The 25,623-nt window shown below is 67.8% G+C and carries 19 protein-coding genes; 9 read left to right on the top strand and 10 right to left on the bottom strand.

Annotation, left to right across the window (positions count from 1 at the left end):
- Nucleotides 1-4 precede the first annotated feature (4 nt).
- Nucleotides 5-1,246, top strand: a complete 1,242-nt coding sequence (locus tag DMB37_RS03305) for an ATP-grasp domain-containing protein (RefSeq protein WP_135231394.1) — start codon at nt 5-7, stop codon at nt 1,244-1,246.
- 32 nt (nt 1,247-1,278) lie between these two features.
- Here DMB37_RS03305 and DMB37_RS03300 read toward each other — a convergent pair whose 3' ends face one another.
- From DMB37_RS03300 to DMB37_RS03285, 4 genes are all read right to left on the bottom strand, one after another.
- Nucleotides 1,279-3,384 carry an AMP-binding protein gene (locus tag DMB37_RS03300; RefSeq protein ID WP_135237314.1) on the bottom strand — a complete coding sequence of 702 codons (2,106 nt, stop codon included), beginning with the start codon at nt 3,382-3,384 and terminating at the stop codon, nt 1,279-1,281.
- Between the two features lie 245 nt (nt 3,385-3,629).
- Complete coding sequence (locus DMB37_RS03295; protein ID WP_135231393.1) at nt 3,630-5,027, bottom strand: aminotransferase class I/II-fold pyridoxal phosphate-dependent enzyme; 1,398 nt, start codon at nt 5,025-5,027, stop codon at nt 3,630-3,632.
- 63 nt (nt 5,028-5,090) lie between these two features.
- On the bottom strand, nt 5,091-7,079 hold the full coding sequence (gene asnB, locus DMB37_RS03290; RefSeq protein WP_167768718.1) for an asparagine synthase (glutamine-hydrolyzing): 1,989 nt from the start codon (nt 7,077-7,079) through the stop codon (nt 5,091-5,093).
- Nucleotides 7,080-7,131: 52 nt separating this feature from the next.
- Entirely contained in the window at nt 7,132-8,436 is a 1,305-nt protein-coding gene (locus DMB37_RS03285; protein WP_135231391.1) for a glutamine synthetase family protein, read from the bottom strand.
- A gap of 430 nt (nt 8,437-8,866) precedes the next feature.
- Here DMB37_RS03285 and DMB37_RS03280 point away from each other — a divergent pair, with 430 nt between their 5' ends.
- The 4 genes from DMB37_RS03280 to DMB37_RS03265 all read left to right on the top strand — a co-directional run bounded on the left by DMB37_RS03280 (nt 8,867) and on the right by DMB37_RS03265 (nt 13,241).
- Nucleotides 8,867-10,336, top strand: coding sequence for a cytochrome P450 (locus DMB37_RS03280; RefSeq protein ID WP_135231390.1), 1,470 nt, complete (start codon nt 8,867-8,869; stop codon nt 10,334-10,336).
- A gap of 176 nt (nt 10,337-10,512) precedes the next feature.
- On the top strand, nt 10,513-11,094 hold the full coding sequence (locus tag DMB37_RS03275; protein ID WP_135231389.1) for a hypothetical protein: 582 nt from the start codon (nt 10,513-10,515) through the stop codon (nt 11,092-11,094).
- Between the two features lie 28 nt (nt 11,095-11,122).
- Nucleotides 11,123-12,019, top strand: a complete 897-nt coding sequence (locus DMB37_RS03270) for a hypothetical protein (protein WP_135231388.1) — start codon at nt 11,123-11,125, stop codon at nt 12,017-12,019.
- 151 nt (nt 12,020-12,170) lie between these two features.
- Nucleotides 12,171-13,241 carry a quercetin 2,3-dioxygenase gene (locus tag DMB37_RS03265; protein ID WP_135231387.1) on the top strand — a complete coding sequence of 357 codons (1,071 nt, stop codon included), beginning with the start codon at nt 12,171-12,173 and terminating at the stop codon, nt 13,239-13,241.
- Nucleotides 13,242-13,251: 10 nt separating this feature from the next.
- Here the strand turns inward: DMB37_RS03265 and DMB37_RS40915 are convergent, their stop codons facing one another.
- Nucleotides 13,252-13,443 (bottom strand): alpha/beta fold hydrolase, encoded by a 192-nt coding sequence (locus DMB37_RS40915; RefSeq protein WP_206055169.1) that lies wholly within the window; start codon nt 13,441-13,443, stop codon nt 13,252-13,254.
- A 632-nt stretch (nt 13,444-14,075) separates the two neighbouring features.
- Between DMB37_RS40915 and DMB37_RS03255 the strand changes: the two genes are divergently transcribed.
- Entirely contained in the window at nt 14,076-14,903 is an 828-nt protein-coding gene (locus DMB37_RS03255; RefSeq protein ID WP_135231386.1) for an SDR family oxidoreductase, read from the top strand.
- A gap of 245 nt (nt 14,904-15,148) precedes the next feature.
- Complete coding sequence (locus DMB37_RS03250; protein ID WP_107657057.1) at nt 15,149-15,349, top strand: hypothetical protein; 201 nt, start codon at nt 15,149-15,151, stop codon at nt 15,347-15,349.
- Nucleotides 15,350-15,467: 118 nt separating this feature from the next.
- Here DMB37_RS03250 and DMB37_RS03245 read toward each other — a convergent pair whose 3' ends face one another.
- From DMB37_RS03245 to DMB37_RS03230, 5 genes are all read right to left on the bottom strand, one after another.
- The gene (locus DMB37_RS03245) at nt 15,468-15,881 is read right to left on the bottom strand and encodes an STAS domain-containing protein (protein WP_135231385.1); all 414 of its coding nucleotides are present in this window, start codon (nt 15,879-15,881) and stop codon (nt 15,468-15,470) included.
- Between the two features lie 257 nt (nt 15,882-16,138).
- Nucleotides 16,139-16,882 (bottom strand): metallophosphoesterase, encoded by a 744-nt coding sequence (locus DMB37_RS03240; RefSeq protein ID WP_135231384.1) that lies wholly within the window; start codon nt 16,880-16,882, stop codon nt 16,139-16,141.
- Between the two features lie 5 nt (nt 16,883-16,887).
- Nucleotides 16,888-17,157, bottom strand: coding sequence for a BON domain-containing protein (locus DMB37_RS40390; RefSeq protein ID WP_167768717.1), 270 nt, complete (start codon nt 17,155-17,157; stop codon nt 16,888-16,890).
- Nucleotides 17,158-17,721, bottom strand: a complete 564-nt coding sequence (locus tag DMB37_RS03235) for a nucleotidyltransferase family protein (RefSeq protein WP_167768716.1) — start codon at nt 17,719-17,721, stop codon at nt 17,158-17,160.
- Between the two features lie 28 nt (nt 17,722-17,749).
- The gene (locus DMB37_RS03230) at nt 17,750-22,348 is read right to left on the bottom strand and encodes a cation-translocating P-type ATPase (protein WP_135231383.1); all 4,599 of its coding nucleotides are present in this window, start codon (nt 22,346-22,348) and stop codon (nt 17,750-17,752) included.
- Between the two features lie 132 nt (nt 22,349-22,480).
- Between DMB37_RS03230 and DMB37_RS03225 the strand changes: the two genes are divergently transcribed.
- Together DMB37_RS03225 and DMB37_RS03220 are read left to right on the top strand one after the other, a co-directional pair.
- Entirely contained in the window at nt 22,481-23,245 is a 765-nt protein-coding gene (locus tag DMB37_RS03225; protein WP_135231382.1) for an HAD family phosphatase, read from the top strand.
- A gap of 4 nt (nt 23,246-23,249) precedes the next feature.
- The gene (locus tag DMB37_RS03220; RefSeq protein ID WP_135231381.1) at nt 23,250-25,595 is read left to right on the top strand and encodes a glycoside hydrolase family 65 protein; all 2,346 of its coding nucleotides are present in this window, start codon (nt 23,250-23,252) and stop codon (nt 25,593-25,595) included.
- Nucleotides 25,596-25,623 lie beyond the last annotated feature (28 nt).

Below are 25,623 nucleotides of genomic sequence, written 5' to 3'. Positions count from 1 at the left end.
TTCGATGTCCGAAGCCGATTCGCCCACCGTCGTACTGGTGGACGCGTTCTCCACCGGAGCGCTGCTGGCCCGCCAGGCGCGGCAGCACTACCGCCTGATCCACGTCCGGTCCCGCGCCAACCTGTCCGCGACCTTCGCCGCAAGCCTGCCCGCCGAGTTGTTCGACGCGGACCTCTCCTACGCCGACCAGGCCGACGACGTGCTGCACCGACTGGCCGAACTGGCACCGGTCGCGGTGATCGCGGCCAGCGAGTTCGGCGTCGAGGTGGCCGACGAGATCGCGGCGAAACTGGCGTTGCGCGGCAACGATCCGGCGCTGTCGTATGTGCGGCGCGACAAGTTCCACATGGTGGAGGCGGTGGCCGCCGCAGGCCTGCGCACGGCACGGCAGCGGCGCGGCACCGATGCGGCGGCGCTGCTGGACTGGCGGCGCGAGGCAGGTCTCGGACGCACCGTGGTGAAACCGCTCGACAGCGCAGGCTCCGACGACGTGTTCATCAGTGACTCCGAAGCCGAAATCCGCGCCGCCGTCCACGCCATCATCGGCAAGACCAATCTCATGCTGCGCACCAATGCCGCTGTGCTGGCACAGGAATACCTCGTCGGCGACGAGTACATTGTCAACTCGGTCAGCCGTGACGGCAGGCACTGGTTCACCGACGCATGGATCAGCCACAAGGTGACCGTCCGCGACAACCGCAGGATCTACGACTACGAAGACCTCCTGTCCCCGGCGGACCCCCGCTGCACCGAGATCCTCGACTACGTCTCGGGCGTCCTCGACGCCCTGGGCATCGCGAACGGCCCCGCCCACACCGAACTCATCTACACCGCAGCAGGTCCCGTGCTGTTGGAGACCGGCGCCCGCATCTCCGGCCTGGCCAACCCGCCCGCCCTCGACCGCTGCACCGGGGTGAACCAGGTCGGCCTGACCATGGACTGCTATCTCGGCGAAGGCCGAGCCCTGGCCGCCCAGCCCCCGGTCTACACCCGCCATGAACATGCCCGCTGCGTCAATCTCATTGCCCACCGCGAACTCCCGCTACCGGCCCAGCTCCTCCGAGCCGAACTCGAACAACTTCCCGCCATCGAAAGCATCCGCTTCCGCATCGCCGACCAAGCAACCACCAGACCCACCGTCGACCTCAACTCCTCCCCGGGCGTCGTCTTCCTCGTACACCAGGACCCCGCCGAGATAGACCGCTCCTACCTGAAACTTCGCCGGCTGGAGCATGATCTGCTGTAGTCACCAGTGGCACTGTCGAATTCCCAAGCACCTCAGGTGATTACATGAGGCCCGCCGAGCGGGGACGGTAGCGGCGCCTCGCCGGAGTGGGGGCCGGTGAGGAGTTGTTTGATGATCTTGCCGGTTTCGCCGCGGGGGAGGGAGGTGAGGAAGGTGACGTCGCGGGGGACGGAGAAGCGGCTGAGGCGGTGGCGGATGTAGGAGCGGATCATGTCCGAATCCAGGCCGGAGTCTTCGCGTTTCACGACGAAGGCGGCGAGGCGCTGGCCGAATTCCTCGTCGGGGACGCCGACCACGGCGACCTCGCTGACCTGGGGGAGGTGGGCGAGGGCCTCCTCGACGGGGCGGGGGAAGACGTTCTCGCCGCCGGAGATGATCATCTCGTCGTCGCGGCCCGCGATGAACAGGCGCCCGGCGACGTCGAGATAGCCGAGGTCGCCGGTGTCTAGCATGCCGTCGGACTCGGCGGGGGGCGCCGAACTCACGTATCCGTCGAACAGCATGTGGTTGCCGACGTAGATGTTTCCGGTGACGCCGATCGGCACCGGGCGCCGATCGGGGCCGAGCACCGCGACTCTGGTGCCCAGCGGCGGCTTGCCCGCGGTGGTCGGGGCGGCCCGCAGGTCGTCGGGGGTGGCGATGGTGGCCCAGGAGACTTCGGTGGAACCGTAGACGTTGTACAGGATGTCACCGTAGACGTCCATGAAGCGCAGCACCGTCGCACCGGCCAGCGGGGCGCCGCAGCTGACGACCGCGCGCAGGCTCGACGTGTCGTAGCGGGCCCGCACGGCGGGCGGCAGATCGAGGATGCGGTTCACCATGGTCGGCACGACGATCATGCTGGCGACGCGGTGTTCGGCGACGAGCCGCAGACATTCCTCGGCGTCGAATCGCTCCGGCAGCACCACCGTCGCGCGCAGTGGCGTACTGATCTGGAGGCCGGCCAGCCCCCAGGTGTGGAACAGCGGAGCGGGGATGAGCATCGGCTGTTCCATGGGCAGCGGAATCCGCGACAGCAGCGCGGCGATGGTGGCGAAGCCCTTGGGTTCGGGGCGGCGCGCGCCTTTCGGGGTGCCGCTGGTGCCGGAGGTCAGCACGATCAACCGGCCCGGCCGGGTCGGGCGATGAAAATCCCGCTCGCCCTGCGCGATCAGATCCTCGATAGTCTGCCGGTGCGGCACCGGCGGGTGGCCGTCGATGTTGATGCGCGGCAGGTCGGTGTGCAGGTAGCAGACCAGCTGCTCGAGCTCGCCGTCGACGAACAGCGCGGCGATCCGGTGCCGTTGCACGATGTCCTCGATCTGCCGACCGGACAGCCCGACATTCAACAGCGCCACGTCGACGCCGAGTTTGCCTGCGGCGACCATGCATTCGACCATGCCGACGTGGTTGCGCGAGAGCAGCCCAACGGTGTCACCGAAGCCGAGGTCGAGCCGGGCCATCGCACCGGCCAGTGCGCTTGTCCGGGCGTGCATCTCGGCGAAGGTGCGGGTGCCGGATCCGTCGATCAGGGCGATCCGGTCCGGCTCGTAGGCGGCGGCCGCCGCGTAGCCACCGGCCAAGTTGAAGCCCCACTTCGCCAGGGACCGAGCCTGTTTCACGCCGATCGCGAGATTCGTGGTGCGCCCGACGCCGACGGTGACCATCTGTTTGGCCACGCTGACCTGCCTGCGCAGCGGAGCATTCTCGGCATTGATCACCGTCGAGGTCCGTGCGCCACGGATGACATCGACCGCCCGCCGCAGCCCGCTCTTCACCCACGCCACCACGGCCGCGTTGGACTGCTCGGCGATGTGCGGATGCCACCGCCCCGGTGCGAACACGGTGACCGCGACCTTGGTGCGCTCCTCGTCACCGCGCAGCTGCACCGACACGAAGCTGCCGGTCCCCGGGCACTGCAATTCGAAGCTCTCGTACCAGCGCCACACGGTCAGCCGCAGCTGATGCGTGCGGATACCGGACTCGGCGGTGCCGATGCGCACCTGCGCGATCCGGCTGTCCGGTCCGGTCTCCACCAGCTCGCAGGCGCCGATGCCCGCGAACAACCGTGGGTAGGTCTGCGGTTCGAGCAGCAGATCCCACAGCGCTTTACGGGCGACCGCGAAGTCGGCGCTCACATCGATGACGTCGGTTACCAACTCACGCACTTCTCGTCGGCCGGTTCGAACAACTCGGGGCCGGCGGGTGCCCCTCGATTCGCCGGTCACCCGTGCGGCCGATGCGTCAGCGAACCGGCAACCTGCAATCGACCCCAGTATGGGACGCGATGACGATGTTGCCCACCATTTACCGCTACATTGTGCGCCGCACCCATCGGGAGTCGACCTCGATGTGAACTCGCCCAATGCGCAACGGTTCCCGACCGGGTGCGACTAGGCGAGAATCAGGCCTCGGCGACCTTGACGATCACCTCCAACAGGTCGTTCAACGTCTGCCGATCGGTCGTCGGTGACATGAGCGCGGCGCGCAAATAGGGGCGGCCACCCAGCGCGAAGGACGAGAGATAGAACCGGCCGTCCTGGATGAGCCGGGACCGCAATTCGAGTTGCCGGTCGCCCCACGGCTCATAGCGGAAGCAGAGGATATTGCTCTGCGGCTGGTACGGCGCGGTGAAATCGGCCCGCTCCTGAATGAGCTCCCACAAATCGGTGGCGAGGCCGTATTGCCGCTCGACATAAGAGCGCAGAGAGGCTTCACCGCGATAGGCGAGCGTCAGCAAGATCTTGAGACCGAGTGGCGCCTTGGAGGTTTCGAAGGTGTACTGCCCGGGGTCCACGTCTTCGGCTTCGGGGCGATAGAGATAACTCGCGTCCTGCTTGAACATGGTGTCGAGATAACGCTTTTCGCGGAACAGCACCCCGGTGCACAGCGCCGAGGTCCGCAGCATCTTGTGCCCGTCCCACACCGTCGAGTCCGCACGCTCGATGCCGGCCAGCAGGCCGCGGTGGCGCGGCGAGATCAGCGCGGCGGCGCCGTGCGCGCCGTCCACGTGGAACCACAGGCCGTTGGCCTCGCAGAACTGCGCCACCTCGGCGATCGGGTCGTACAGGCCCGTCCCGGTGGCGCAGCCGTTGGCCACCACGGCCACCGGACGCTTACCCTGGGCGCGCACCTCGGCGAGCGCGGGCTCGAGCTCAGCCGGATCGATGCGGCCCAGCGCGTCGGTGCGCAGCGGATAGACGCCGCGTTCGCCCAGCCCCATGACGGCGGCCGCCTTGCGCACGGAGTAGTGACTGGTCGCCGGGGCGAAAATGACGAGATCGCCCGGGTTTCCGTCCCGCCACGCGGTGGCGTCGGCGTGCGAACGGGCGGCGAGCAGAGCGGTCAGGTTGCCCAGCGTGCCGCCGTTGGTGATCGCCCCGAGGCCGGTCGCGCCCCAGCCGACGTGGTCCAGCATCCACCGGCACACCGCCCGGTCCACCGCCGCGGCGGCGGGCGCGAGTTCGTACACGAGGGGAATGTTGTTGGTCATCGCCTGGAGGAGATCGGCGACCACTCCTGGGGTATCCGACGGCGCGATCTGATGCGCCATGTACCCGGGGTGATGATGGCTGGCCGAGATGTCGCTGTAGGTGCTGACGAACGACAGCAACTCGGGCAGCGTCATCCCCCCTTCCTCGATCCACCGGCGCAGCTCCAGCCGCTTGGCGACCGTATCGATATCGGCCGAGGAGACGACCTCGCCCGCTCCGGTCCTGGCCGTTTCGATATGGGCGGCAAGGGTTTCGAGGACCGCCGTCCCTACTTCTCGCACATCGTCGACCAAATCGACATGAGACATGATGGATCCTCTCTGGACTATCTCGGGAAGCTCGCCTGGCCCACGTCGGCGAGCGCGCCTCGATCAGCGCGCGGCCGTACCCACCGGGTCGTGGTCGCCGTCGATGTTGCGCATCATGATTCGGTCGATATCGACCTCGGGCACCTGGAAGTCGTGGATCAGGAACTCCTCCATCAGCAGCACGCTGAGCAAGTGCACGTAAGCGTCACCGAACGGGTACGGCACCCGGGGAGCCTCCGACGCGCGCACCTGGTCGACGAGCCGGTCCACCGCCTCGGGCACCAGGAACCCGACCCGGCGAATGGCGTTGGGGGACAGGATGTCCGAGACCCAGTCGGTGCCGTCGGGCAGTAGCGCCTCGGCGCCGGGTAGTCGCATCCCGAACTTCGGCCGGTTGACGATCCCGTGCGGCAGCCGGTCGGCATAGGCCTCACGCAGAATGTGTTTCGCCCGTGCGCCGTTCAGCTTCCACTCGATCGGCAACGAGGCCGCGTACTCGACGACGTTGGAGTCCATGAAGGGGTACCGGCCCTCGACGCCGAACCCGGTTCCGGCGCGGTCGCCAAGGCAGGTCATGCCGTAGCCGATCAGGAAGGTGTGCATGTCCACCAGCATCGATCGGTCGATGGCCGGTCGCTGATCGAAGTCGGGGAAGTCGGCGCGCAGCCGGCCGAGCAGCACGGCGTGGTCGTCGAAGACGTCGCCCGACGCATCGATGAGCTGGTCGACGGGTTCGGTTTCGAAGCGCCGCAGATGAGCCCCGAGGGTGAAGTCGCGGTCGGATCGATCCGCGTAGAACCGAAGGATCGCAGCGGCATTGGTGGCATCGCTGTAGCGCATGTCGTTCAGCGCCAGCTCCAGCTCCTCGGCCGCGCCCGCGAATGATCCACCGCGCAGGCAACGTTCGAGAATCATCGCCTCTTTGGCCACGTCGTATCCGGCGAAGAGCTCGTCGGAACCTTCGCCGCCGAGGATGACGCGCACCCCGGCCAGCCCCACCTGCTCGGCCATCACGCCGTAGGCCACCGGAGCGGTGAAGTGCAGCGGCTGCTCACACTGCCGCACGACATGCGGGAACCGCTCACGGACCTGTGCGCGCGTCACCGGTATCCGAGTGTGCTTGCTGCCCAACCGATCCACCATCGCCTGCTGGTACGGCGACTCGTCCACCGGACTGTCGGCGGCGTCGATGGAGAACGTGGTGAGCGGCTCATCGATCAGGTCGTTCATGACGGAGGAGACGACCGCGGAGTCGATGCCGCCGCTGATGTAGGTGCCCAGCGGGTAGTCCGTGCGCAGGCGCAGCCGGATCGACTCCCGGATCACCTCCCGCAGTCCGATCTTCGCCTCTTCGAAGGACTTCGGGGCCGGGACGGCATTCTGCTGCGCGATGCCGTGGTAGTACTTCGTCAGCTCGGGGCGGCCGTCGCGGACGGTCAGTATGTGCCCCGGCGGGATCGCGTCGATGCCGGTGAAACAGGTCTCGCCGGGAACGGGGCTCCAGTACCGCATCGCGCGCCGCACCTTGTCCGCGGCGAGCTCGCGCGGCACCTCGGGGAACGCGAACAGTCCTTTGACCTCGGAGGCGAAGTAGAAGGTGCCGTTTTGCTCGGTGTAGAACATGGGGCGCTCGCCGAAGCGGTCGCGGCCGAGGATCAGCTGCCGTTCCCATTTGTCGTAGAAGACGAACCCGAATTGGCCGTTCAGGCGCAGCAATGCGTCCTGTCCCCAGTAGGCCAGGGAATGCAGCAGCACTTCGGTATCGGAGTTCGTCTTGAACTGCACTCCATAGCTTTCCAGTTCGCTGCGCAGCTCGATGTAGTTGAACACCTCGCCGTTGAAGCCGGCGATGTAGCGATTGTCCGGCGTCACCATGGGCTGCTGGCCGAGCCTCGGGTCGATGACCGAGAGGCGGACCGTGCCGAGGGTGAAGGAGGAACTGTCGTACAGGCCCACTTCGTCCGGGCCGCGATGGGCGATCGCCCGAATGCCCCGCCGTACCAGATCCAGTCGCTGGTCTTTGCGTAATCCGCTGTCAATGAATCCGACCACACCACACACGGGTCTATCTCCTATTTCCTCGAGAATTACGGAGCATCGCCGACTACACCGAATCCAGATACCGGGCGCGCTCCCAATCGGTCACTTCTCGCTGCCCCGCCGCCGCCTCGCTGCGCGCCACGCGGCACAGGTTCTCCACGGTCGACGCGCCGAGTGCCCGCCGGGCGAACTCGCTCTCGCCGAACAGGTTCGCGGCCGCCCAGATGTTCGTCGGCAGGGGCGGATACTCCTGCGATACATAGGAATTCGCGGCAGGCGGTGGCGGTTTCAGGTCTTCGGTGACGCCGGCCAAGCCCGCGGTGAGCTGGGCGGCGGCGAGCAGGTAGGGGTTGGCGTCGGCGGCGGCGATGCGCGTCTCCACCCGGGTGCCACCGGCGTCGCGGACCAGGACGCGCACCGCGGCGCACCTGTTGTCCAAACCCCAGGAGAGGTTCGTCGGCGCGAACGAGTGGTCGGCGACGCGTTTGTAGCCATTGGGCGTGGGGACGGACACGAGCTGCAGCTCGGCGGCGTACTTGAGGAGCCCGGCCACATAATTGTGACCGATGCTGCTCAGCGTGCCCGCGTCCCAGAACGCATTGTCTTTCTCCTTGCGCCACATGCTCTGATGGATGTGCAGGCCGCTGCCGGAGAGGTCGCCGAACGGCTTCGCCATGAAGGTTGCCCGGAATCCGTGCCGGGGTGCCAGTTGCTTCACCGCATAGCGGAAGAAGAGCAGTCCGTCCGCCGCGGTGAGCGGGTCGGACGGGGTGAGGTTGATCTCGACCTGACCCGGCGCGTACTCGGCCCCGCACGCCTCGACCTCGACATCGGCGCTGAGCAGCGTCTGGCAGACATCGTCGAGAAACGGCTCCAGGTAATGATTGTCGTGCAAACTGTAGACCGGGTTCCGATCGCCGCGCGAGCGCAGCGTCTCCGCGTCAAGGGCGTAGAACTCGCTCTCCATGGCGATGTAGGGCGAGAGACCGGCCTGCTCGAGCTCGGCGACGGCGCGGCGGAGTACGTCGCGCGGCGCTACCGTGGCGAGCTTGCCGGCCGCATCGACCACGTCACAGAAGACCAGGGCGGTCCGCTGCTTCCACGGCACGAGTCGCAGCGTCGCCACATCGGGGCGCAGGAAGATATCGGGATAACCATTGGACCAGCTGTATTCATCGGTCTCGATGACCTCCATCTGGTAATCCCAGGCCAATACCGCCGAGGACAAACCGACCCCACCCGAAAGCCCACTGGTCAAAAACGTTTCGACCGGGATTCTCTTCCCGCGGATAGCGCCTGTCATATCCGGCGTGGCGAGCTCGACCATCGTGATCGAATGCTCTTTCAGGAATTGCTCTACCGCTTCCATATCGATCCTCTCACCCCCCGGCGGCGCGACCCCCCTGACCACTTCACAAGCGGGTGGACTCAGGTGACCTCGGCGATCGGATCGGCCCGGCCCGGGACTTCGCCACGTCCCCGGCGGACACGCGAGACAGCCGACGCGCAGCGCCCCGCCGCACTGGCCGACCCGGAACCAGCTTGGCGCGCAACGTATCTGCACTGCACCGCGTCGACATCTCGTGCGACTCCCGCGGGTGCGCGACCCGTTCCAGCATCAGTTTTCGACCGGCATCGTCGCGCATCGGCTCAGTCTGGCAGAGCCACTCGAGATCCGGCATGCCCCGGATGGGGGGTTGAAATCCGGACGGCAACCCCTGATCTTGGAGAAAACGAGATAGCATCCAGATCTCCCTCAAAGTCACCCATTTCGTGTGGGAATATGGGAAGCGAAAACCGTGACCGAAGTTTCAACCCGTGTCGGCACCGTCGCCGACCCGATGCGCGCGCCCGGGCCCACCGGCTTGGACGCGTTCCGGGCAATGGCGCAAATCCGCAACGATCCCTGCCTGGCCTTCCAGAGCCTCGTCGAGCAGTACGGCGATGTCGTCCGAATAGACATCTCGGGCGGGCAATTCTTTATCGTCAACGATCCCGAGCTCGTCGAAACCGTCTTCGTGGGACGGCAGAGCAACTACGTCAAAACCCTCAATGCCAAAGTGGCGGCAATGGCATTGGGCAATGGGCTGCTGACCAACGAGGGTGACTCCTGGACCCGGCAGCGCCGGATCATGCAACCGCTGTTCGCCCGTCGTCAGCTGGATCGTTTCGCCGAGTACATGATCACCGCGGCGGAGCGTTCGTTGCAGCGCTGGGAAACCCGTCCCGATGGGGATCACCTCGACGTCTCCGTCGCCATGAACGCCTTGACGCTCGATGTGACCGCACCCGCGCTCTTCGGTAGCGACCTGTCCGAGGACGCCGCACACGTGCACGAGGCGCTCGTCGAAATCCTGCGCTGCGTCGGCAAAGCCATGACCTCGTTGCTGACCTGGTTGCCCGCCCGGCTGCCGGGCGTCACGCCCGATATGGCGCTGCGGTTGCAGGCCCCGCGCTGGCGCAAGCTGGACGCGGCGGTCGCGGTGCTCGACAACGTCGTCGCCCGGCTCATCCGGGAACGACAGGCGAACCCGCAGGAAGACCGGCACGACCTGCTCGGCCTGCTGCTCGACGCGCGCGACGAGAAGGGTGCGGCGGCGATGAGCCCGCGCCAGGTCCGCGACGAGCTGGTGACCTTCTTGCTGGTCGGGCACGACACCACGGCCTACTCGCTGGCCTGGACCTTGATGCTGCTGTCCAACAATCCCGAGGCGCGCGAACGGCTCATCGCCGAGGTCGACACCGTACTCGGCGACCGCCGCCCCACCCCGGCCGACCTCGACCAGTTGCCGTGGACCTCGGCCGTCATCGAAGAGGCGATGCGCCTGTATCCGCCGTCCTGGCTGATCGAACGGCAAGCCGCCGCCGACGATGTGCTTGGCGGCTACGCCATCCCCGCCGGGGCGACCGTGTACGTGGCGTCCTACCTGCTGCATCACGACCCGAAATCCTGGCCCAACCCGGAAGGTTTCGACCCGCGCCGGTTCCTGCCGGAGAACAAGCAGTTCGTCTATCCCGCCACCGGTACCGGGAGCCCACAACCCCGTTCCCGCTATGCGTATCTGCCCTTCGGTGCGGGCCACCGCCAATGCATCGGACTGGGTTTCGCGCGCATTCAAGCCAAACTCATCCTCGCCATGCTCACCCAGAGCTACACCTTCGACCTCGCGGCAGGGGCGCGGATCGTCCCCGAGCACACGCTGACCTTGCGGCCGCGCGACGGACTTCCCATGGTCTTGCGGCGTAGAACCCGCACCGAGTCGGTGTAGGCCGATCATCGCGCTTGCCCCCTCGCTGGCGCGTCGACGGTGCGAACCGGTAGTGCGCTACCTCAGCTATTGAGGTAGCGCACTACTCATGTGCGCGCTTGCACAACGGAGGATGCTTGGAGCTGCCGAGAAATCTCGCCGGCAGTGAGTGTCTTTCGGCAGGCAAGGAGTGCGCCATGAACATTCGGCGAACCATAATTCTGGCCGCGGCGGCGGTCGCATTGTCGGCCTGCGGTACCTCGATACCCGATCGGGAGCCGGGCAATACGACGACTCAGCGGACATCGGAGAGAGCGACGGTCCCCGGAGCCCCCGGACGCCCGGAAAAGACCGATGCGGGGAAAGTCCCGGGCGCGCCCATTCGCATTCCGGCATTCACCGAACTCCAAGGACTTCCGCTCGTCACCGTCCGTGACTTGGCCGAGACGAGGATCGCGAAAGAATGCGACGACTGCGTGCGCATCGCTACCGCCGTGGACAGCACCGCCACTCAGTACAGCGTGTGCCAGTACGTCTCCTTCCGTGGCGGGCAAGCGGACCCGACACCGAACGAAGAGTCGCCGAACGGGTCGGTCATCCTGACTCGGGGCTCGACCCTGACGCTGATCACCGGTCCGAGCGCCCCGCAGCAACTTCCCTGTGGCACCGAGGGATACCTGCCGAAGACGTCGGTGACCGACGATCCCGACCCGACCACCGGGACCACGCCGACTACTGCGCGCCCGACCAGCAAGCCCCGTGTCACACCCACCAGCTGAGGAGCGACCGACAACACCGGCGGGGTCGGTGTTCGACGGATTCACGCAGGTTGCGAAGTCCGTCGGACAGGTGGTCGCGCCGACAACGCTGCTGACGGCCCTTCTCTTCTACTTCGGCTGGGCCCACGTCTACTGGTTCTTCCACTACTTCGGCGTCGACTCGACCACGCTGAATCCGAGCACTCGCGAATATCTGATGCGCACGGTCGACACGCTTTTCGTGCCGCTGATCGTGATCGGTCTGCTCAGCATGGCTGTGCTGTGGGGTCACGCCGCTCTGCCGAACTCGGTGCGCGAACGCCGGCCCGCGTGGTGGGTCAACGCGGTGATCGCGGTGCTGGCGCTGGCTGTTCTGCTCAACGGGGTCTCGCGGGTATTCGTGGTGACACCGCTCAACGACGGGCTCTGTGTCGCACCGGTCTCGATCATCATCGGGGTGCTGGTGCTGTGGGCCTTGGTAGTGCAGCGCCGCAACAGGTTACGCGCTCAGCTGCCGGAGGACGCGCCGCCGCGGTCAACGGCGGCGGCGGTGTCCGAATGGGCCATCCTGTTCACCGTGGTCGGTATCAGTCTGTTCTGGATCGCCGCCGACTACTCCGTAGCGGTCGGCCAGACCCGGGCCGGGGAGTGGGCCGCCCAGTTGCCGACCAGCCCGCAGGTCGTCATCTACAGCGAAAAGGACCTGCACCTTTCTCGATCGGACGTCCAAATGACGCCCTGCCACACCGACCCGACGGCCGGTTCCGCCTACCGATTCCGCTATGACGGCTTGGTCCCACTGACCCGCATCGGCGACCACTACGTGCTGGTACCCCGAACCTGGACTCCCGGCAACGGCGCTGCCATCGTCCTACCCGCAGCACCCCCGGGCGCGATCCGCTTCGAGTTCCGCCTCGCCGGTGATTCTCCGCCCCCGACCTGCTGAGCCGAGCAGGGCATCCGCCGTCCCCCATAGTCCCATTCGGCAGCAACGCGTTTCGCTTGCTACCATCCGGACCGGACAGAATCTGACGAGGGGCTTTACAACCGTCTGTGCGGTGACCCGGGCCCCGGATTCTGTAGGTTGGTCCGCACCAGTGACTTTCGACATTCCGAATATCGATGAGGTTCGAACGCTCGACCCGAGCATCGACACGTTGCCCGGCCGCTGTGTCCCGTACTACCTGGCCGCCGGTGAAGGTGTTCGATACGAACTCGGCGGTCAGCTGATCACGGTGATCGCCAGGCCGCAGGACACCGGCGGGCAGTTCGGTGCCGCATATGTGTACGGCGGCAAGGGAACCGAAACACCATTCATGTCGCACGAACAGGAGCATCGCTTCCTGTACGTCACCGACGGGCAGCTGCAAATATGGCTGCCGGAGGAAACCCACGTCCTCGTTCCCGGGGCGTCGGTCGCCGTGCCGCCAGGGACGCCGTACGCCTACCGCATGCTCGCGCACCGCACCCGGTTCCTCAGTTGGCTCACCGTGGGCAACGGGCATCGGTGGGCGCAAGCCGCCGGTCGCGAGACCGCATCGCACGTCTTCGACGTCACCGCGGACAGGTCGATCTCGCCGGGGCGGCAGTCCGAACTCGCCGGCCGATTCGGCGTTCGGATCCACGATCTGGAGAAACATCAGCTGCCGCCGCTGACCGGTACGGCGCTCCCCACCGGCGAATCACCGTACGTCCTCGACGTGGGCGAGGGTGACCGCTGGGCTGGCATGGGCCAGCTCAACACCTATCTGGCTCGCGCCGCCAACACCGGTGGCGCCTATTTCGCACTGCACACCATCGGCGGCAAGAGCCCCTACATCCCGCGGCACTTCCACCGCGCGCACACCGAGAACTTCCTCTGCGTCGAGGGGCGAATCCTGTTGCACGCAAACGGAAAAGAGCTCCTGCTGACCAAGGGCGACTTCGTGCACGCACCTGCGGGAACCGTGCACAGCTTCGCCTTCGACAGCCACCACACCCAAATGCTCGGTCTGCTGACCACCGGGGTGTTCGAGAAGTTCTTCGAGTACATGAACGAACCGACCTCGGCCTACGTGCACACCGACAGCGGGGACATGTCGTTCCCCGCGGCGGGTTACGCGCGAGCGCAAGCGGAGCTGGATCTCGAGGTCGTCGGCCCGCCGCCGGTCCGCGGTGCGGTCGGGTGATGCGCGCGGGTCAGTCCCGTACTCGGCGGAATGCGTCCCTGATCTCGGAGACCAGCAGGGCCGGCTGTTCCATGCCGGGGAAGTGGCCGCCGCGATCGAGTTCGTGCCAGCTGTGCAGGTCGAGGTAGCGGCGTTCGGCCCAGCGGCGGGCGGTGGGCCACGGATCGGCGGGGAACACCGAGCAGGCGGTCGGGGTGGTCACCGGTTGCGCGTTCTCCGCCGCTGCCGTACGCGGCACCCAGCGCAGGGCTTCCCAGTACCAGCGGGCGCTCGCCGCGCCGGTGCCGGTCAGCCAGTACAGCGCGATGTTGTCGATCTGCTGCGAAAGGCTGACGCCGCCACCGGTTTCGGGGCGAGTGTCGGCGTAGGCGGTGAACTTTTCGCCGAGCCACGCGGCCAGCCCGGCGGGGGAGTCGAGTAGCGAGTAGCCGAGGGTTTGTGGTCGGGTGCCGCACGGTGAAGCGCTCGACAGGCGGCACTATCGCCTCGTCCAGAAGGTATCGGTCACACCCCAACCGTAGGATCGGACCACCGCCGACCCAACGCTCATGATTGCCGCATACCGGTCGAGAATTGCGATCCGGCGGGCCGCCGTGTAACCGCACGATGGACCGGTCGGCCCGGGTAGCCGTGCGGTCACGCTGATTCCATTGGGGCGCAAGTATTCTCGCAGGGCCTCGGCGAACGATGTTGGCGGTAGTGTGCCCCGGAATCGACCGGGTATGCGGTAGTGGGGGAACCGGAATCGAGAGCATGCGGCGCGTGTCGCCGGCGACGCTCTCGATCTCGCACCGCAGCGGCCCACCGGGCACCGACCACGGAAGGAAGAGGATTATGGCTACTCCCGCTCCGCTACCAGAAGATCGCGCAGGCGCACCGCTCCGTGCGGTGGTGACCGGCTCCGACTCCGGCATCGGCGCGGCGATCGCTGTCGCGCTGGCCGGCGGCGGCGTCGATGTCGGCATCACGTATCACTCCGACGCGCAGGGTGCCGAACGCACCGCGGCGCAGGTGCGCGAGCTGGGCGCCACCGCGGCGGTCCGGCATCTCGACTTGGGCGATCTGCCGACCGCGGCCGCGGTGGTCGACGAACTGGCCGAGGAGTTGGGCGGCATCGATGTGCTGGTGAACTGCGCGGGCACCGGCACCGCGCAACGGGCCATGGACATGGACTTCGATACCTGGCGCCACGTGCTCTCGGTCGATCTCGACGGTGCGTTCCTCTGTTCGCAGCATGCCGCCCGTCGCATGATCGAGGCGGGCCGAGGCGGCCGGATCATCAACATCACCAGCGTGCACGAGCACGCGCCCCGGGTCGGTGCGGCGCCGTACTGCGCCGCCAAGGCGGGCCTCGGCGCACTGACCAAGGTGCTCGCCCTGGAACTGGCCGAACATGCCATCACGGTGAATTCGGTTGCCCCCGGCGAGATCTCCACGCCGATGACCGGCCAGGGAGATGTCGACCCGCGCACCGAATCCCGCCCGGGCATCCCGCTGAGCCGTCCCGGCCACGCGAAGGAAGTAGCCGCCGTGGTGGCCTTCCTGGCGACACCCGCAGCCGGGTATGTCACCGGCGCATCGTATGTGGTCGACGGCGGACTGCTGCTCATGGGACCGCAGGCGGGCACCATCCTGACCGACGAGAAGTGGCGCTCGCCGTAGCCCGCCGATCCCGCCGCGAACAGCGGCGTGCGCACAGCCACATCAACCGCACCGCCGGAGCGGACCAGGGGATCATCCGTGGTGGTCATCAGGTCGATCGGTCGCCGCTGACGAGCCGTACGGTGTTGCCTACCAAGATCTTTCGGGAAAATGTCGCCCCAGCGATGTTTCGGCAACGGGGAGCCGGGCATCCGCCAGATGAGCCCACCCCGAGGCTCGAACGTCGATCGGAAAGGAGAAACGCAATGGCAGACTCCAACAACCCGGGACAGTTCGGCAACCGGGCAGATACCGAGCAGCAGGCCAGCAAGGGCGGCCAGGCCAGCACCGGTAGCTTCGGCGACAAGAACAGCGCCGACCCTTCGGCGGCCGGTAGGAAGGGCGCCGAGGCGCAGCCGACCGAGGCCAAGGCCAAGGGCGGCCAGCACAGCGGCGCGAACCGCTGATCGACCCACAGCTCCTGCCCTGATACGCCCGCAGCCCCTGCTGAGCACTGCTCAGCAGGGGCTGGCTGCTGTCATGGCCACGGGCTTGCTCGCGGGGCAGCGCACCCCGGCGGGCAGGTCAGGCCGGCAGTCGTCGTTCAGCGGCCGCCTCGATCGATGGGTAAGCGGGGAACAGCAGGAAGGCGCCGGTCACGTCCAGCGCCCGCTGCACAGCCGGATGGTGAAAGACCAGCCGTAGGTCGAGGCCACGGGGTGCGGCGCGATGCTTGATCTCGACCAGTTCGCACGCGACGCTGAGCGAGAGGAACTCGACACTACGCAGGTCGAGAATCACCGATCCTTCGTCCAAGGAGCCGAGCGCTCTGGCAATCTTTTGGCGCAGGACGGGTATGTGGGACGCATCCAGATCTCCGTCGGCGGTGACCACAGCGGTGTCGGAACTACTGACGCGGCGGCGATTCACCATAGTGGAGAGGGGCGGCAGCTCGTCGGCTACTGCGACGGGTTTCGGCTCGGCCATGGTATCTGTCATCACTAACCCCTTGCGTCCGAGGCTTGCACTAACGACTCGTCCCGACGGCGGGCGTCCACGTGGGCAGGTGATGCATGAACACACCGCCGCACGGCAGGCGACCCGCGCAGGGGACGCTACGGCTGGCTGTTCAACCGCTTCCGGTCTACCACGACTGCTCGACGCTGTCTACAGCCCGAGACGTTTGGAAACGTCGCCCATGCTCGGCCGCTACCAGGAGACAGCGAACCGGGTGTGTTTCTCGCTGCGGCGTCCGATCAGAACGCCGGGGTGACCGCGGGGGCCACCTTCGGTGGGTCCAGTTCGTAGATGGCGTAGGCGGCGCGCAGTACCGGCTGAGCGACATTGCGTACCCGGATACCGCCCGGTGTCGTGCCGCGTTCGGAGCCCGCGTGCGCGTGACCGTGCAGTGCCAAATCGGCGCCGTTGTTGTCGATCGCTTCGCCGAGCAGGTAGGAACCGAGGAATGGGTAGATCTCCCTAGGTTCGCCGTGCAGGGTGTCGCTGACGGGGGAGTAGTGGGTGAGCGCGACGGTGACGTCGGTGGACAATCCGGCCAGGGCCTCGGCCAGCGAATCCGCCAGTGCGACGGTGTGACAGGAGAAGTCGCGCATCTGGCGCTCGCCGAAGATGCTCGCGCACTTGCCCGCGAAGCCGCCGCCGAACCCTTTGGTCCCGGCGACGCCGAGCGTCCGGCCGGAGATGGTATAGGTGGCGGCGGTACCTTCGAGCACGGTGACGCCGTGATCGACCAGCAGCTTGGTGATGTCTACCTCGGCCTCGCTGTGATAGTCGTGGTTACCGAGGACCGCGACCACCGGCACGCCGAGATCGGCGAACTCGGCGGCGACCACCTTCGCCTCCTCTACGGTCCCGTGGCGCGTCAGGTCACCCGCGAGCAGCAGTATGTCGGCGTGCTCGGGTAGCTCACGCAACGTGGGCCGCCACAGCCCGTGTGAGTCGACGCCGAGATGTACATCGCCTACGGCGGCTATGCGCATGCGGCTCAACCCCTTCCGCTATCCGTCGACCCGAGCGCCTCGCTGTCGGCCGGTGCGCCGGGACGGGTGACGTGCACGTCGTTGTGGATCCGCGCTTGCGGAAGCTGTTCGCGCACTATCGTTTCCAGCTGTTGTTTGCGTTCCTCGGTGCTCACCTCGCCGCCGAGGACCACCACGTCGCCGCGAATGGTCACCCCGATGCCCAGTTCCGCGGTGCGCGGATCCTCGGCCAGGGCTCGGCGCAGATGCGCGACAAGGTATTGCGGCTGCTCCATCTATTTCACCTTTCCGGTGTCGGTGATACCGAGATCGTCGAGCAGCCCGAGAAACGCGCGCGCATAGGGTGATTCCTCGGTCTGGCGCCGCGCCTCCGCCCAGTCGACCTGTTCGCGCAGGTCGCGCGCGATGTGCAGCAGCGGCGCGAAGTCGAGGCGGTGCGCGTCGAAGACCAGTAGCTTGTCCACCATGAGATCGGTGCCGCTGACCACCGGCGCGGAGGTGGGCCCGATGCGCATCGGCGTTGCGCGGTCGAGCAATTCGTCGGTGACGTCCCGGTAATTGGGCCGGTAGATCACGTCGATCAGGACGTCGCCGTCGTAGACCTTGCGCAGCCAGTCCTCAGGTGGATCGCAGACCCGCAACCCGGCCTCGGCCAGTGTGCGCATCGCTTTCGCGCAGTCCTCGGGTTTGACGAAGATATCGACATCGTGCTGCGAGGCGGGCCCGCCGCGTGCGTACACCGCGCAACCACCGGCCACCGCGAACTTGATGTCCGCCTCGGCCAGCGCGTTGACGGCACGGGTCAACGAATGCAGCAATTGATCGATCGTGGCGACCATGATCGGGCAATACCCGGTTACCAGTCGACTATTCGGCGGAATCGAGCGCGCGGGCTTCGCCGGACAACAGCTCAGGCAGCAGCGTCGCACCCGCGGTGGCCGCGACGGCCGACCCGGTCGCGATCGTCCAGCCGAACGGCCCCAACGGCGTGCATCCGAAGTAGGTGCACAGCCCGGGTGTCATGACCACCGCACCGAGAACGCCCGCGCTCGCGGCCGTGGTCAGCCACACCAGAGGACTGCGGTACCCCGAGACGAGGGTCTGCCCCAGCTGGGTGCCGATGAGCGCGACCAGCCCGATGGTCGCGGCCCGGCGTTCGGTGCCGGTGTAGCGGCCGAGCGTCCACGCGACGGAGGCGCCGGTGGCCGTGGCGATGCCGCGGGTGGCGATGGTCCGGGTCAGGTCGTTGCCGAGTTCGGCGCGCGGAATCTCGCTGAGTTGCGCCGACCGCTCGCGGACCGCCGCAGCGCTGTCGGCCGGATCGATGCCGCGATCGTCCGGCGACAGCGCAAGGGCCAGCGCCGGGAACATGTCGGTGAGCATGTTCACCAGGAGGAACTGACGGGTGCCGAGAGGGCCCCGGCCGCCGACCGCGGTGCCGAACAGGGTGAATGCGACCTCGCCCGCGTTACCGCCGACCAGCACGCCGACGGCATCGGTGATCCGCCGCCACATGCCGCGGCCCTCGACCAGCGCATGCAGGATCGCGATCGGATCCGGGTCGGTCAGCACCAGGTCGGCGGCGTTGCGCGCGGCGGTGGATCCCTGTGCGGCCAAACCGATTCCGATGTCGGCGCTGCGGATCGCGGCGGCATCGTTGCCGCCGTCGCCGGTCATGCCGACGACGTGACCGTTGCGGCGCAGCGCGGTGACGATGCGCACCTTCTGCTCCGGATTCACCCGGGCGAACACCGTGCTGCGCTCGATCAACTCCGCTTGCTCGCGGTCGTCGCAGCGATCCAGATCGGCGCCGGTGACGACGGTGTCGACGGCGATGCCCAGCTGGCGCGCCGCCGCGGCGGCGGTCACCGGATGGTCGCCGGTGATCATCCGGACACTGATGTTGTTGTCCTGCAAGGCGGTGATCAGCGGCAGCGTCTGCGGGCGCGGGGTGTCGGCGATGCCGAGGAAGCCGAGCAACGTGAGTTCGCCGACCGCACCCGCCACATCGTCGGGCTCGGAGGTGAGATCGCGGCGGGCCACGGCCAGCACGCGCAGGCCCTGTTCGGCCAGATCACGCACGGTCGTCTCGGCGCGCGCACGCAATTCGTCGGACAGGGCAATGGTGTCGCCGTTGCGCACCTTGGTGCAGCGCGGCAGCACGATCTCGGGCGCGCCCTTGACGACCAACCGCAGCCGGCGCGCGGTGTTGCCCAGCGCGGCGGCGTACCCGCGATTCGAGTCGAAGGGGATCGCTTCGATCGGGTGCCAGCGCCCGTCGTCGAGGATCTCGGCGGCTTCGAGCACCGCGCGATCAGTGGCATGGGTGACCGGTCCCTCGTTCGGGTCGGGGCAGGCTCGCGCGGCCGCGCGCAACAGCCTGCGTGCCTCCTCGGCGTCGGCGCCGGGCTCCCATTGCTGGTGCAGGTCGGCGAGTTTGGTCAACCGCAGCCGACCTTCGGTCAGGGTGCCGGTCTTGTCGAAACACAGCGTGTCGACCCGGCCGAGCGCCTCGACCGTGCGGCTCGCCCGGACCAGCACGCCGTAGCGGGACAGCCGCCGCGTGGCCGCGAGTTGCGCGACCGTGGCGACCAGCGGTAGCCCCTCCGGTACCGCCGCGACCGCGACGGCCACCCCGTCGGCGATGGCGGCGCGCAACGCCCGGCCGCGCAGGCCGCCCAAGACGCTCACGATCGCCCCGCCGGTCAGCGTCAGCGGCAACGCGCGATCGGTCAGTTGGCGCAATTGTGCTTGCACACCGCCCTTTTCGGGCGGCACCGCACCGGCGGTGGCCCGCCCGACCTGGGTGTCGGCGCCGACCGCGACCACGACGGCCCGCCCGCGGCCGTTCACGACGGTGCTGCCCTCGTAGATCATGCAGGCGCGGTCACTGGGCCCAGCACCGGGCGTTGCCGACAGCTGCTTCTCCACCGTGACCGATTCACCGGTCAGCCCGGATTCGTCCAGCTCGAGATCGTCGACATCGACCAGCCGCGCGTCGGCGGGCACCACCTCACCGGGGCGGACGGCGATGACGTCGCCGACCGCGAGCAGGTCGGCGGGCAAGGTTGTTTCGGCGGCGTCGGGCTTGTCCACGTCGGCACGGTCGATGACCTGCGCCGTGAGGCTCTCCCGGTCGAGCAGCGTGTGCAGGGCCGACTCGGCGCGCTGGCGCTGCCTGGCCGAGACGACCGCGTTCACGGTGAGGACCGAGGACAGCAGGATCGCATCGGACGGGGAGCCCAGAATGGCGGTAGCGGCGGCGCCGACGCCGAGGATCGGGGTCAACGGGTCGGCCAGTTCGGTGCGCAGATGGCGCAGGAACGAGGTGGTGCGCGTCAATCCGCCGAACCAGGTGTCCTGCTCGGACGGTTCCGACGTGGCACGCTCGGTCGAGGCAGGCGGCTGCGGTAGGCGAGCGAGCACCTCCTCGGGTTGCAGTGCGTGCCAAGGCAACAGCACCGAGGGCGAGGGCGGCGCCGGTGCGCGCATCGTGCGGAACCCGGCCAGTGAGCCGTTCAGCAGGCCCGCGAAATGGGCCGCGGCCATCGGTGATATCTGGGCTCGCCGGGACGGTGACACGGCGAGCAGCAATCCGCCGAGCGCGGCCGCCGAGAGCGCGAGGGACCGGCCCTGTGCGCTGACGTGACGGGCCGGTTCGATCGCCGCCAATACTCGTTCGACCTGGCTCAGTTCGCGGCACAGCGCGTCCGCGGTCCAGGGCGCCCGTTTGCGGTTGTGCCCGGTGCCGAGCAGGCCGATGGCCACATCGGACCAGGCGAGTGCCTTGTAGGCGTGGGCGCTGACCGTGGCGACCACGTGGCCGTCGCGCTGCAAGTCGTGCACGAGTTTGCTCAGCGAGGTGGCGGGGGAGACGAATTCGTCTACGCGGGAACGCAATTCACCGGCATCGGCGCTCGCGGCGAGGGTGACGCGCAGGCCTGCCTTGCGCGCTGTGGTCAGCAGCGAGTGGGCTCGCGGGTCGAGTTCACGGCCGATGAGGACCCGGCCCACCGTGCGGTCGCCGGCGCGCAGTTCACGCCGGGCCGGACGGATCGTCGCGCCCCGATCCGGATTTCCGCTGTCGGGGAGCACCAGTCGCAGCTCGTTCTTGCGCGCGGCGCCGTTCCCTTCGGACGTAGCGGGTTCGGCCGAGGACTCCGGGGGCGACCAGAGCAGCCGCTGGGCCGCACTCCAGACGTCGGCGGTCGACCATTCGGCGTCGGTGGACTCGGCATCGAGCACGACCCGACGCGGCGTGAGCAAGGCTTCGCCGTCCACGACGAGGGCGGTGAGGCGGTCGAGACGCCGCCACGCGGTGGGGTCCAGCGTCAGCACGCCGGCGCGGGCCAGCAGCGTGGTGAGGGTCGCGGCGTAGGCCTCGCGGCAGGCGCGTGCGGCCTTGGGGGCTCCGAGCGCGAGCGCGTTGACGGCATCGCCGGCATTGCCGAGGGTGGCAATGGCGGTGGCGCCCAGCACCATTGCCGATCCCGTCTCGTCGGCGACTCGCTCCAGCGGGCCGGGCGGCAGTTCGGCGGGGCGGGTGTAGCGCGGCAGCGGCTGTGCGACGCCGGGGTTGTCGTGGTGCAGGAGCTGCGGTTCCCAACCGCGCCAGCTGACCCGTCGCGCGACGGCCTCGGTCAGCAGCAGGGACCGTTGCGCCGCGTCGAGGAGCAGTGTGGGGATCCCGTCGGTCGCGTTCTCGCCGAGCGCGGTGCCGAGCGCCGAGACGAGGGTCAGGGCCAGATCGGTGCGCGCCCGCCCCAGCCGTTGCTCCAGTTGGTCGCGGACCCGCGGCTGTGTCTCGGCGATCGAGGCGAGTGCTCGCGCCGCGCGCAGGGGCGGACGCAGTGGTGGCGCCACCCCGGCCAACGAGATCGCGACGGCGCACAGATCGCCTGCGACCTGAATTGCCGCCGCTATCACCGGTTCTCGGTCACCCGGGTAGTCGAAATCGCTGTCCCAGCCCTGCTCGTCGACCTCGGTATCCTGCTCGATCCGGTCCACCGTCGCGAGCAGTTCCGGCAGATCCGCCGCGCCGCGGGCCAGGGTGGCGACCACCCGTCCGGTCACCGCGTTCACCTGCCACCAGCGCACGCCGCCGAGGCTCTCCAGACGCCGCTCCAGTGCGCGGGCGACGGTGGCGCTGCTGCCGCCTGCCAGGCCGCGGACCTCGATGGTCGCGCGCCTGCCGTGCATGGCGACGCGTCGCCGGGTGCGTTTCAGATGCGGGTCGACCAAAGCCGCCACGTCGTCGCGCAACTGACCAGGCTCGGGCACATCGAGGAGTTGCCCGGCCTCGGCCGCTTTACCGGCCACCGTCTCGATGGCCTGCAACGGTGCGGCGGCGAGCTGGGTGGCCGCGCCGATGGCCAGTAACCCGCCGCGGCGGACGGCTCCGGTCACCGCCGCCGCAGGCGCCTCGATCCACCAGGCAGGTCGCAGATGACGTGTCGATAGGCCCATAACGGGCAGCTACCCCGCAGGTAGCCAGGTAAACAAGGTCGGAGTTGCGCTCGCGGAGAACAAGTTCGGTGGATGCACCGGCGCTCGCGTGTGGAGCAGTTTCTCGGTCGGCATACGGGGTAACGCCGGGGCATGACCTCATCGAGTGACGGCCGGACTGCCCGGCTGGGTTTGCCGGACACGATCACGGTCGCGCTGTTCGATCTCGACGGGGTCCTCACCGATACCGCGTCGGTGCACCGGCGGGCGTGGACCACGGTCTTCGACGAATACCTCGCGCAGCGTTGTGGACCGGGCTTCGTGCCGTTCACCGAGGACGACTATCTGCGTTATGTCGACGGCCGCCCGCGCGCCGACGGCGTCCGCGAGTTCCTGCGGTCCCGGGATATCACCCTGCCGGAGGGCGATCCGGCGGACGAGCCGGGAGATGCGACGGTGCACGCGCTCGGCAATCGTAAGAACAGCGTGCTGCTTGCGCTGATCGAGCACGAAGGCGTCAAGGTTTACCCCAGTTCGGTCGACTATGTGGCCGCGGTCCGCGAGGCCGGGCTGAAGGTAGCCGTGGTGACCGCATCCGCCAATGCCGTTGCGGTGCTGGAGGTCACGGGCATCGCCCGCTGCGTCGACGAGCGGGTCGACGGCAACGACGTCACCAGGCTCGGGCTGCGCGGGAAGCCCGCACCCGACGGATTCCTCGAAGCCGCCGCGCGATTGCACGTAAAGCCCGAGCAGGCAGCGGTTTTCGAGGACGCGGTGGCAGGCGTGGCGGCGGGCCACGCGGGCGACTTCGGGTTCGTCGTCGGTGTCGACCGCGTCGGCGACGGCAGGCACGGGCCGGAATTGACGGCGGCGGGCGCCGATGTCGTCGTCCGCGATCTGGCGGAGCTGAAGGAGTAGCGAAATGGCTGCGGACTGTCGCGGTTTCGAGGTGGACCCATGGCAATTGCGGTGGTGCGGGCTGGATGTGGACGCGCTGCGGCGGACCGAGTCGATCTTCGCCTTGTCGAACGGTCACCTCGGTCTGCGCGGCACCCTGGAGGAGGGGGAGCCGGTCGGTGAACCGGGCACCTACCTGAACGGGTTCTACGAGAAGCGCCAATTGCCTTATGCCGAAGTGGGTTACGGATACCCGCAGCAGGGGCAGACGGTGGTGAACGTCACCGACGGAAAGATCATCCGGCTGCTCGTCGGCGACGAGCCGATGGACATGCGCTACGGCCATGCCCGGGAGCACGAGCGGGTGCTGGATTTTCGCTCCGGAACATTGCGCCGCAGCACGGTGTGGACCTCGCCCACCGGTCAATCGGTGCGGATCCGTTCGGAGCGCCTCGTCTCGTTCACGGAGCGGGCGCTGGCCGCCATCCGCTATGAGGTCGAGCCGCTCGACGAGGATCTGGATCTGGTGATCCAATCGGATCTGCTCGCCAACGAGCCGGTCGTGGCGCGCCAGGGTGATCCCCGGTTCGCGGCGGCGCTGGATCGCCCGCTGGTGGCCGACTTCGCGGCCGCACGGGATTTCCACGCGATACTCGCCCATCACACCCGGCAATCCGGGCTGCGGATGGCCGCGGGGATGGATCACGAGCTGGCGGTGCAGGCCACGCCACGGTGCTCGGTGCACACCGAGGACGATCTGGCCCGGCTGACGATCGCGGTCGACGTCGCGCGGGGCGACACGGTGTGCGTGACCAAGTATTTCGCCTACGGCTGGTCCAGCCAGCGTTCGATCCCCGCGCTGCGCGCCCAGGTCGAAGCGGCGTTGGCGGCGGGGCTGGAGACAGGCTGGGACGACCTGCTGACGCGCCAACACGCCTATCTCGATGATTTCTGGGCCAGCGCGGATATCGAGCTCGACGGTGATCCCGAAATGCAGCAGGCCGTTCGCTTCGCACTGTTCCATGTGCTGCAGGCGGGGGCCCGTGGCGAGACCCGCGCGATACCGGCGAAGGGGTTGACCGGCCCCGGCTACGACGGTCATTCCTTCTGGGACACAGAAACTTTCGTGCTTCCCGTGCTCACCCATACGGTGCCCGCAGCGGCGGGTGACGCCCTGCGCTGGCGGCATTCGACGCTCGAGCCGGCCCGGCAGCGGGCCCGTGAACTCGGGCAGTCGGGGGCGATGTTCCCGTGGCGATCGATCAATGGCGAAGAGGGCTCGGGCTATTGGCCGACCGGCACCGCGGCGGTCCATGTGAACGCCGATATTGCCGACGCGACCATCCGCTATCTCGCCGCGACCGGAGACGAGCAGTTCGACCGGGACTGCGGGGTAGAGCTTTTGGTGGAGACCGCTAGGTTATGGGCGGTCCTGGGGCATCGGGATTCGGCCGGGAACTTCCGGATCGACGGTGTCACCGGGCCCGACGAATACTCCGCGCTGGCCGACAACAACATCTATACGAATCTGATGGCCCAGCGGAACTTGCGCGGCGCGGTGGCCGCGTGCGAGCGGCAGCCCGAGGTGGCACAGCGGCTCGGGGTCACCGAGAGCGAGATCGGCCGCTGGCGGGACTGCGCCGCGAAAGCCGCCATGCCGTACAACGACGAGCTCGAGGTGCACGAGCAGTCGGAGAATTTCACCCACTACATGCGCTGGAACTTCGCGGATACCCCCGCCGAGCGGTACCCGCTGCTGCTGCACTATCCGTACTTCGATCTGAACCGTAAGCAGGTGGTCAAGCAGGCCGACCTGACCCTGGCGATGTACCTGTGCCCGGACGAGTTCACGCCGGAGCAGAAACTACGGAACTTCGACTACTACGAAGCACTGACGGTCCGCGACTCTTCCCTCTCGGCCTGCGTCCAGGCGATCATGGCGGCGGAAGTCGGTCACCTGTCGCTGGCCTTCGACTATTTCGTCGAATCCGCGCTGACCGATCTGCACGATCTGCACCACAATGTGGCGACCGGATTGCATATCGCCTCGCTGGCCGGCACCTGGAGTTGCTGCGTCGCGGGTTTCGGCGGCATGCGCGAATGCAATGGCGAAGTGCGTTTCGCCCCACGCCTGCCCGAAAACCTCGACCGCCTCGCCTTCCGAATCCTGTGGCGCGGCAGCCGAATATCGGTCGCCATCACCCGCGACGCGGCGACGTACTCCCTGCTGTCCGGTGACTCCTTCACCTTCCGTCACCATGGCCAGCGGCACACGCTGGACGGGACACCGCTGGAATTGGGTATACCGGACCTGCCGAATGTCTCGAAGCCCGAACCACCGGCCGGCCGGGCCCCATACCGCCGGGATTAGATTCGACCGCGCCCGCCGCTGCGCCACA

The sequence above is a fragment of the Nocardia sp. CS682 genome (assembly GCF_004634405.1).
Lineage (GTDB): Bacteria > Actinomycetota > Actinomycetes > Mycobacteriales > Mycobacteriaceae > Nocardia > Nocardia ninae.
Note: the sequence above shows the minus strand (reverse complement) of the source record. Positions and strands in the feature narration are given on the sequence as shown.

Excerpts from the sequence above, each read along its gene's own strand:
- DMB37_RS03305 (WP_135231394.1), top strand. The coding sequence starts at position 5 with ATGTCCGAAGCCGATTCGCCCACCGTCGTACTGGTGGACGCGTTCTCC.
- DMB37_RS03295 (WP_135231393.1), bottom strand. The coding sequence starts at position 5,027 with ATGTCTCATGTCGATTTGGTCGACGATGTGCGAGAAGTAGGGACGGCG.
- DMB37_RS03285 (WP_135231391.1), bottom strand. The coding sequence starts at position 8,436 with ATGGAAGCGGTAGAGCAATTCCTGAAAGAGCATTCGATCACGATGGTC.
- DMB37_RS03275 (WP_135231389.1), top strand. The coding sequence starts at position 10,513 with ATGAACATTCGGCGAACCATAATTCTGGCCGCGGCGGCGGTCGCATTG.
- DMB37_RS03255 (WP_135231386.1), top strand. The coding sequence starts at position 14,076 with ATGGCTACTCCCGCTCCGCTACCAGAAGATCGCGCAGGCGCACCGCTC.
- DMB37_RS03250 (WP_107657057.1), top strand. The coding sequence starts at position 15,149 with ATGGCAGACTCCAACAACCCGGGACAGTTCGGCAACCGGGCAGATACC.
- DMB37_RS03245 (WP_135231385.1), bottom strand. The coding sequence starts at position 15,881 with ATGACAGATACCATGGCCGAGCCGAAACCCGTCGCAGTAGCCGACGAG.
- DMB37_RS03240 (WP_135231384.1), bottom strand. The coding sequence starts at position 16,882 with ATGCGCATAGCCGCCGTAGGCGATGTACATCTCGGCGTCGACTCACAC.
- DMB37_RS40390 (WP_167768717.1), bottom strand. The coding sequence starts at position 17,157 with ATGGAGCAGCCGCAATACCTTGTCGCGCATCTGCGCCGAGCCCTGGCC.
- DMB37_RS03235 (WP_167768716.1), bottom strand. The coding sequence starts at position 17,721 with ATGGTCGCCACGATCGATCAATTGCTGCATTCGTTGACCCGTGCCGTC.
- DMB37_RS03230 (WP_135231383.1), bottom strand. The coding sequence starts at position 22,348 with ATGGGCCTATCGACACGTCATCTGCGACCTGCCTGGTGGATCGAGGCG.
- DMB37_RS03225 (WP_135231382.1), top strand. The coding sequence starts at position 22,481 with ATGACCTCATCGAGTGACGGCCGGACTGCCCGGCTGGGTTTGCCGGAC.
- DMB37_RS03220 (WP_135231381.1), top strand. The coding sequence starts at position 23,250 with ATGGCTGCGGACTGTCGCGGTTTCGAGGTGGACCCATGGCAATTGCGG.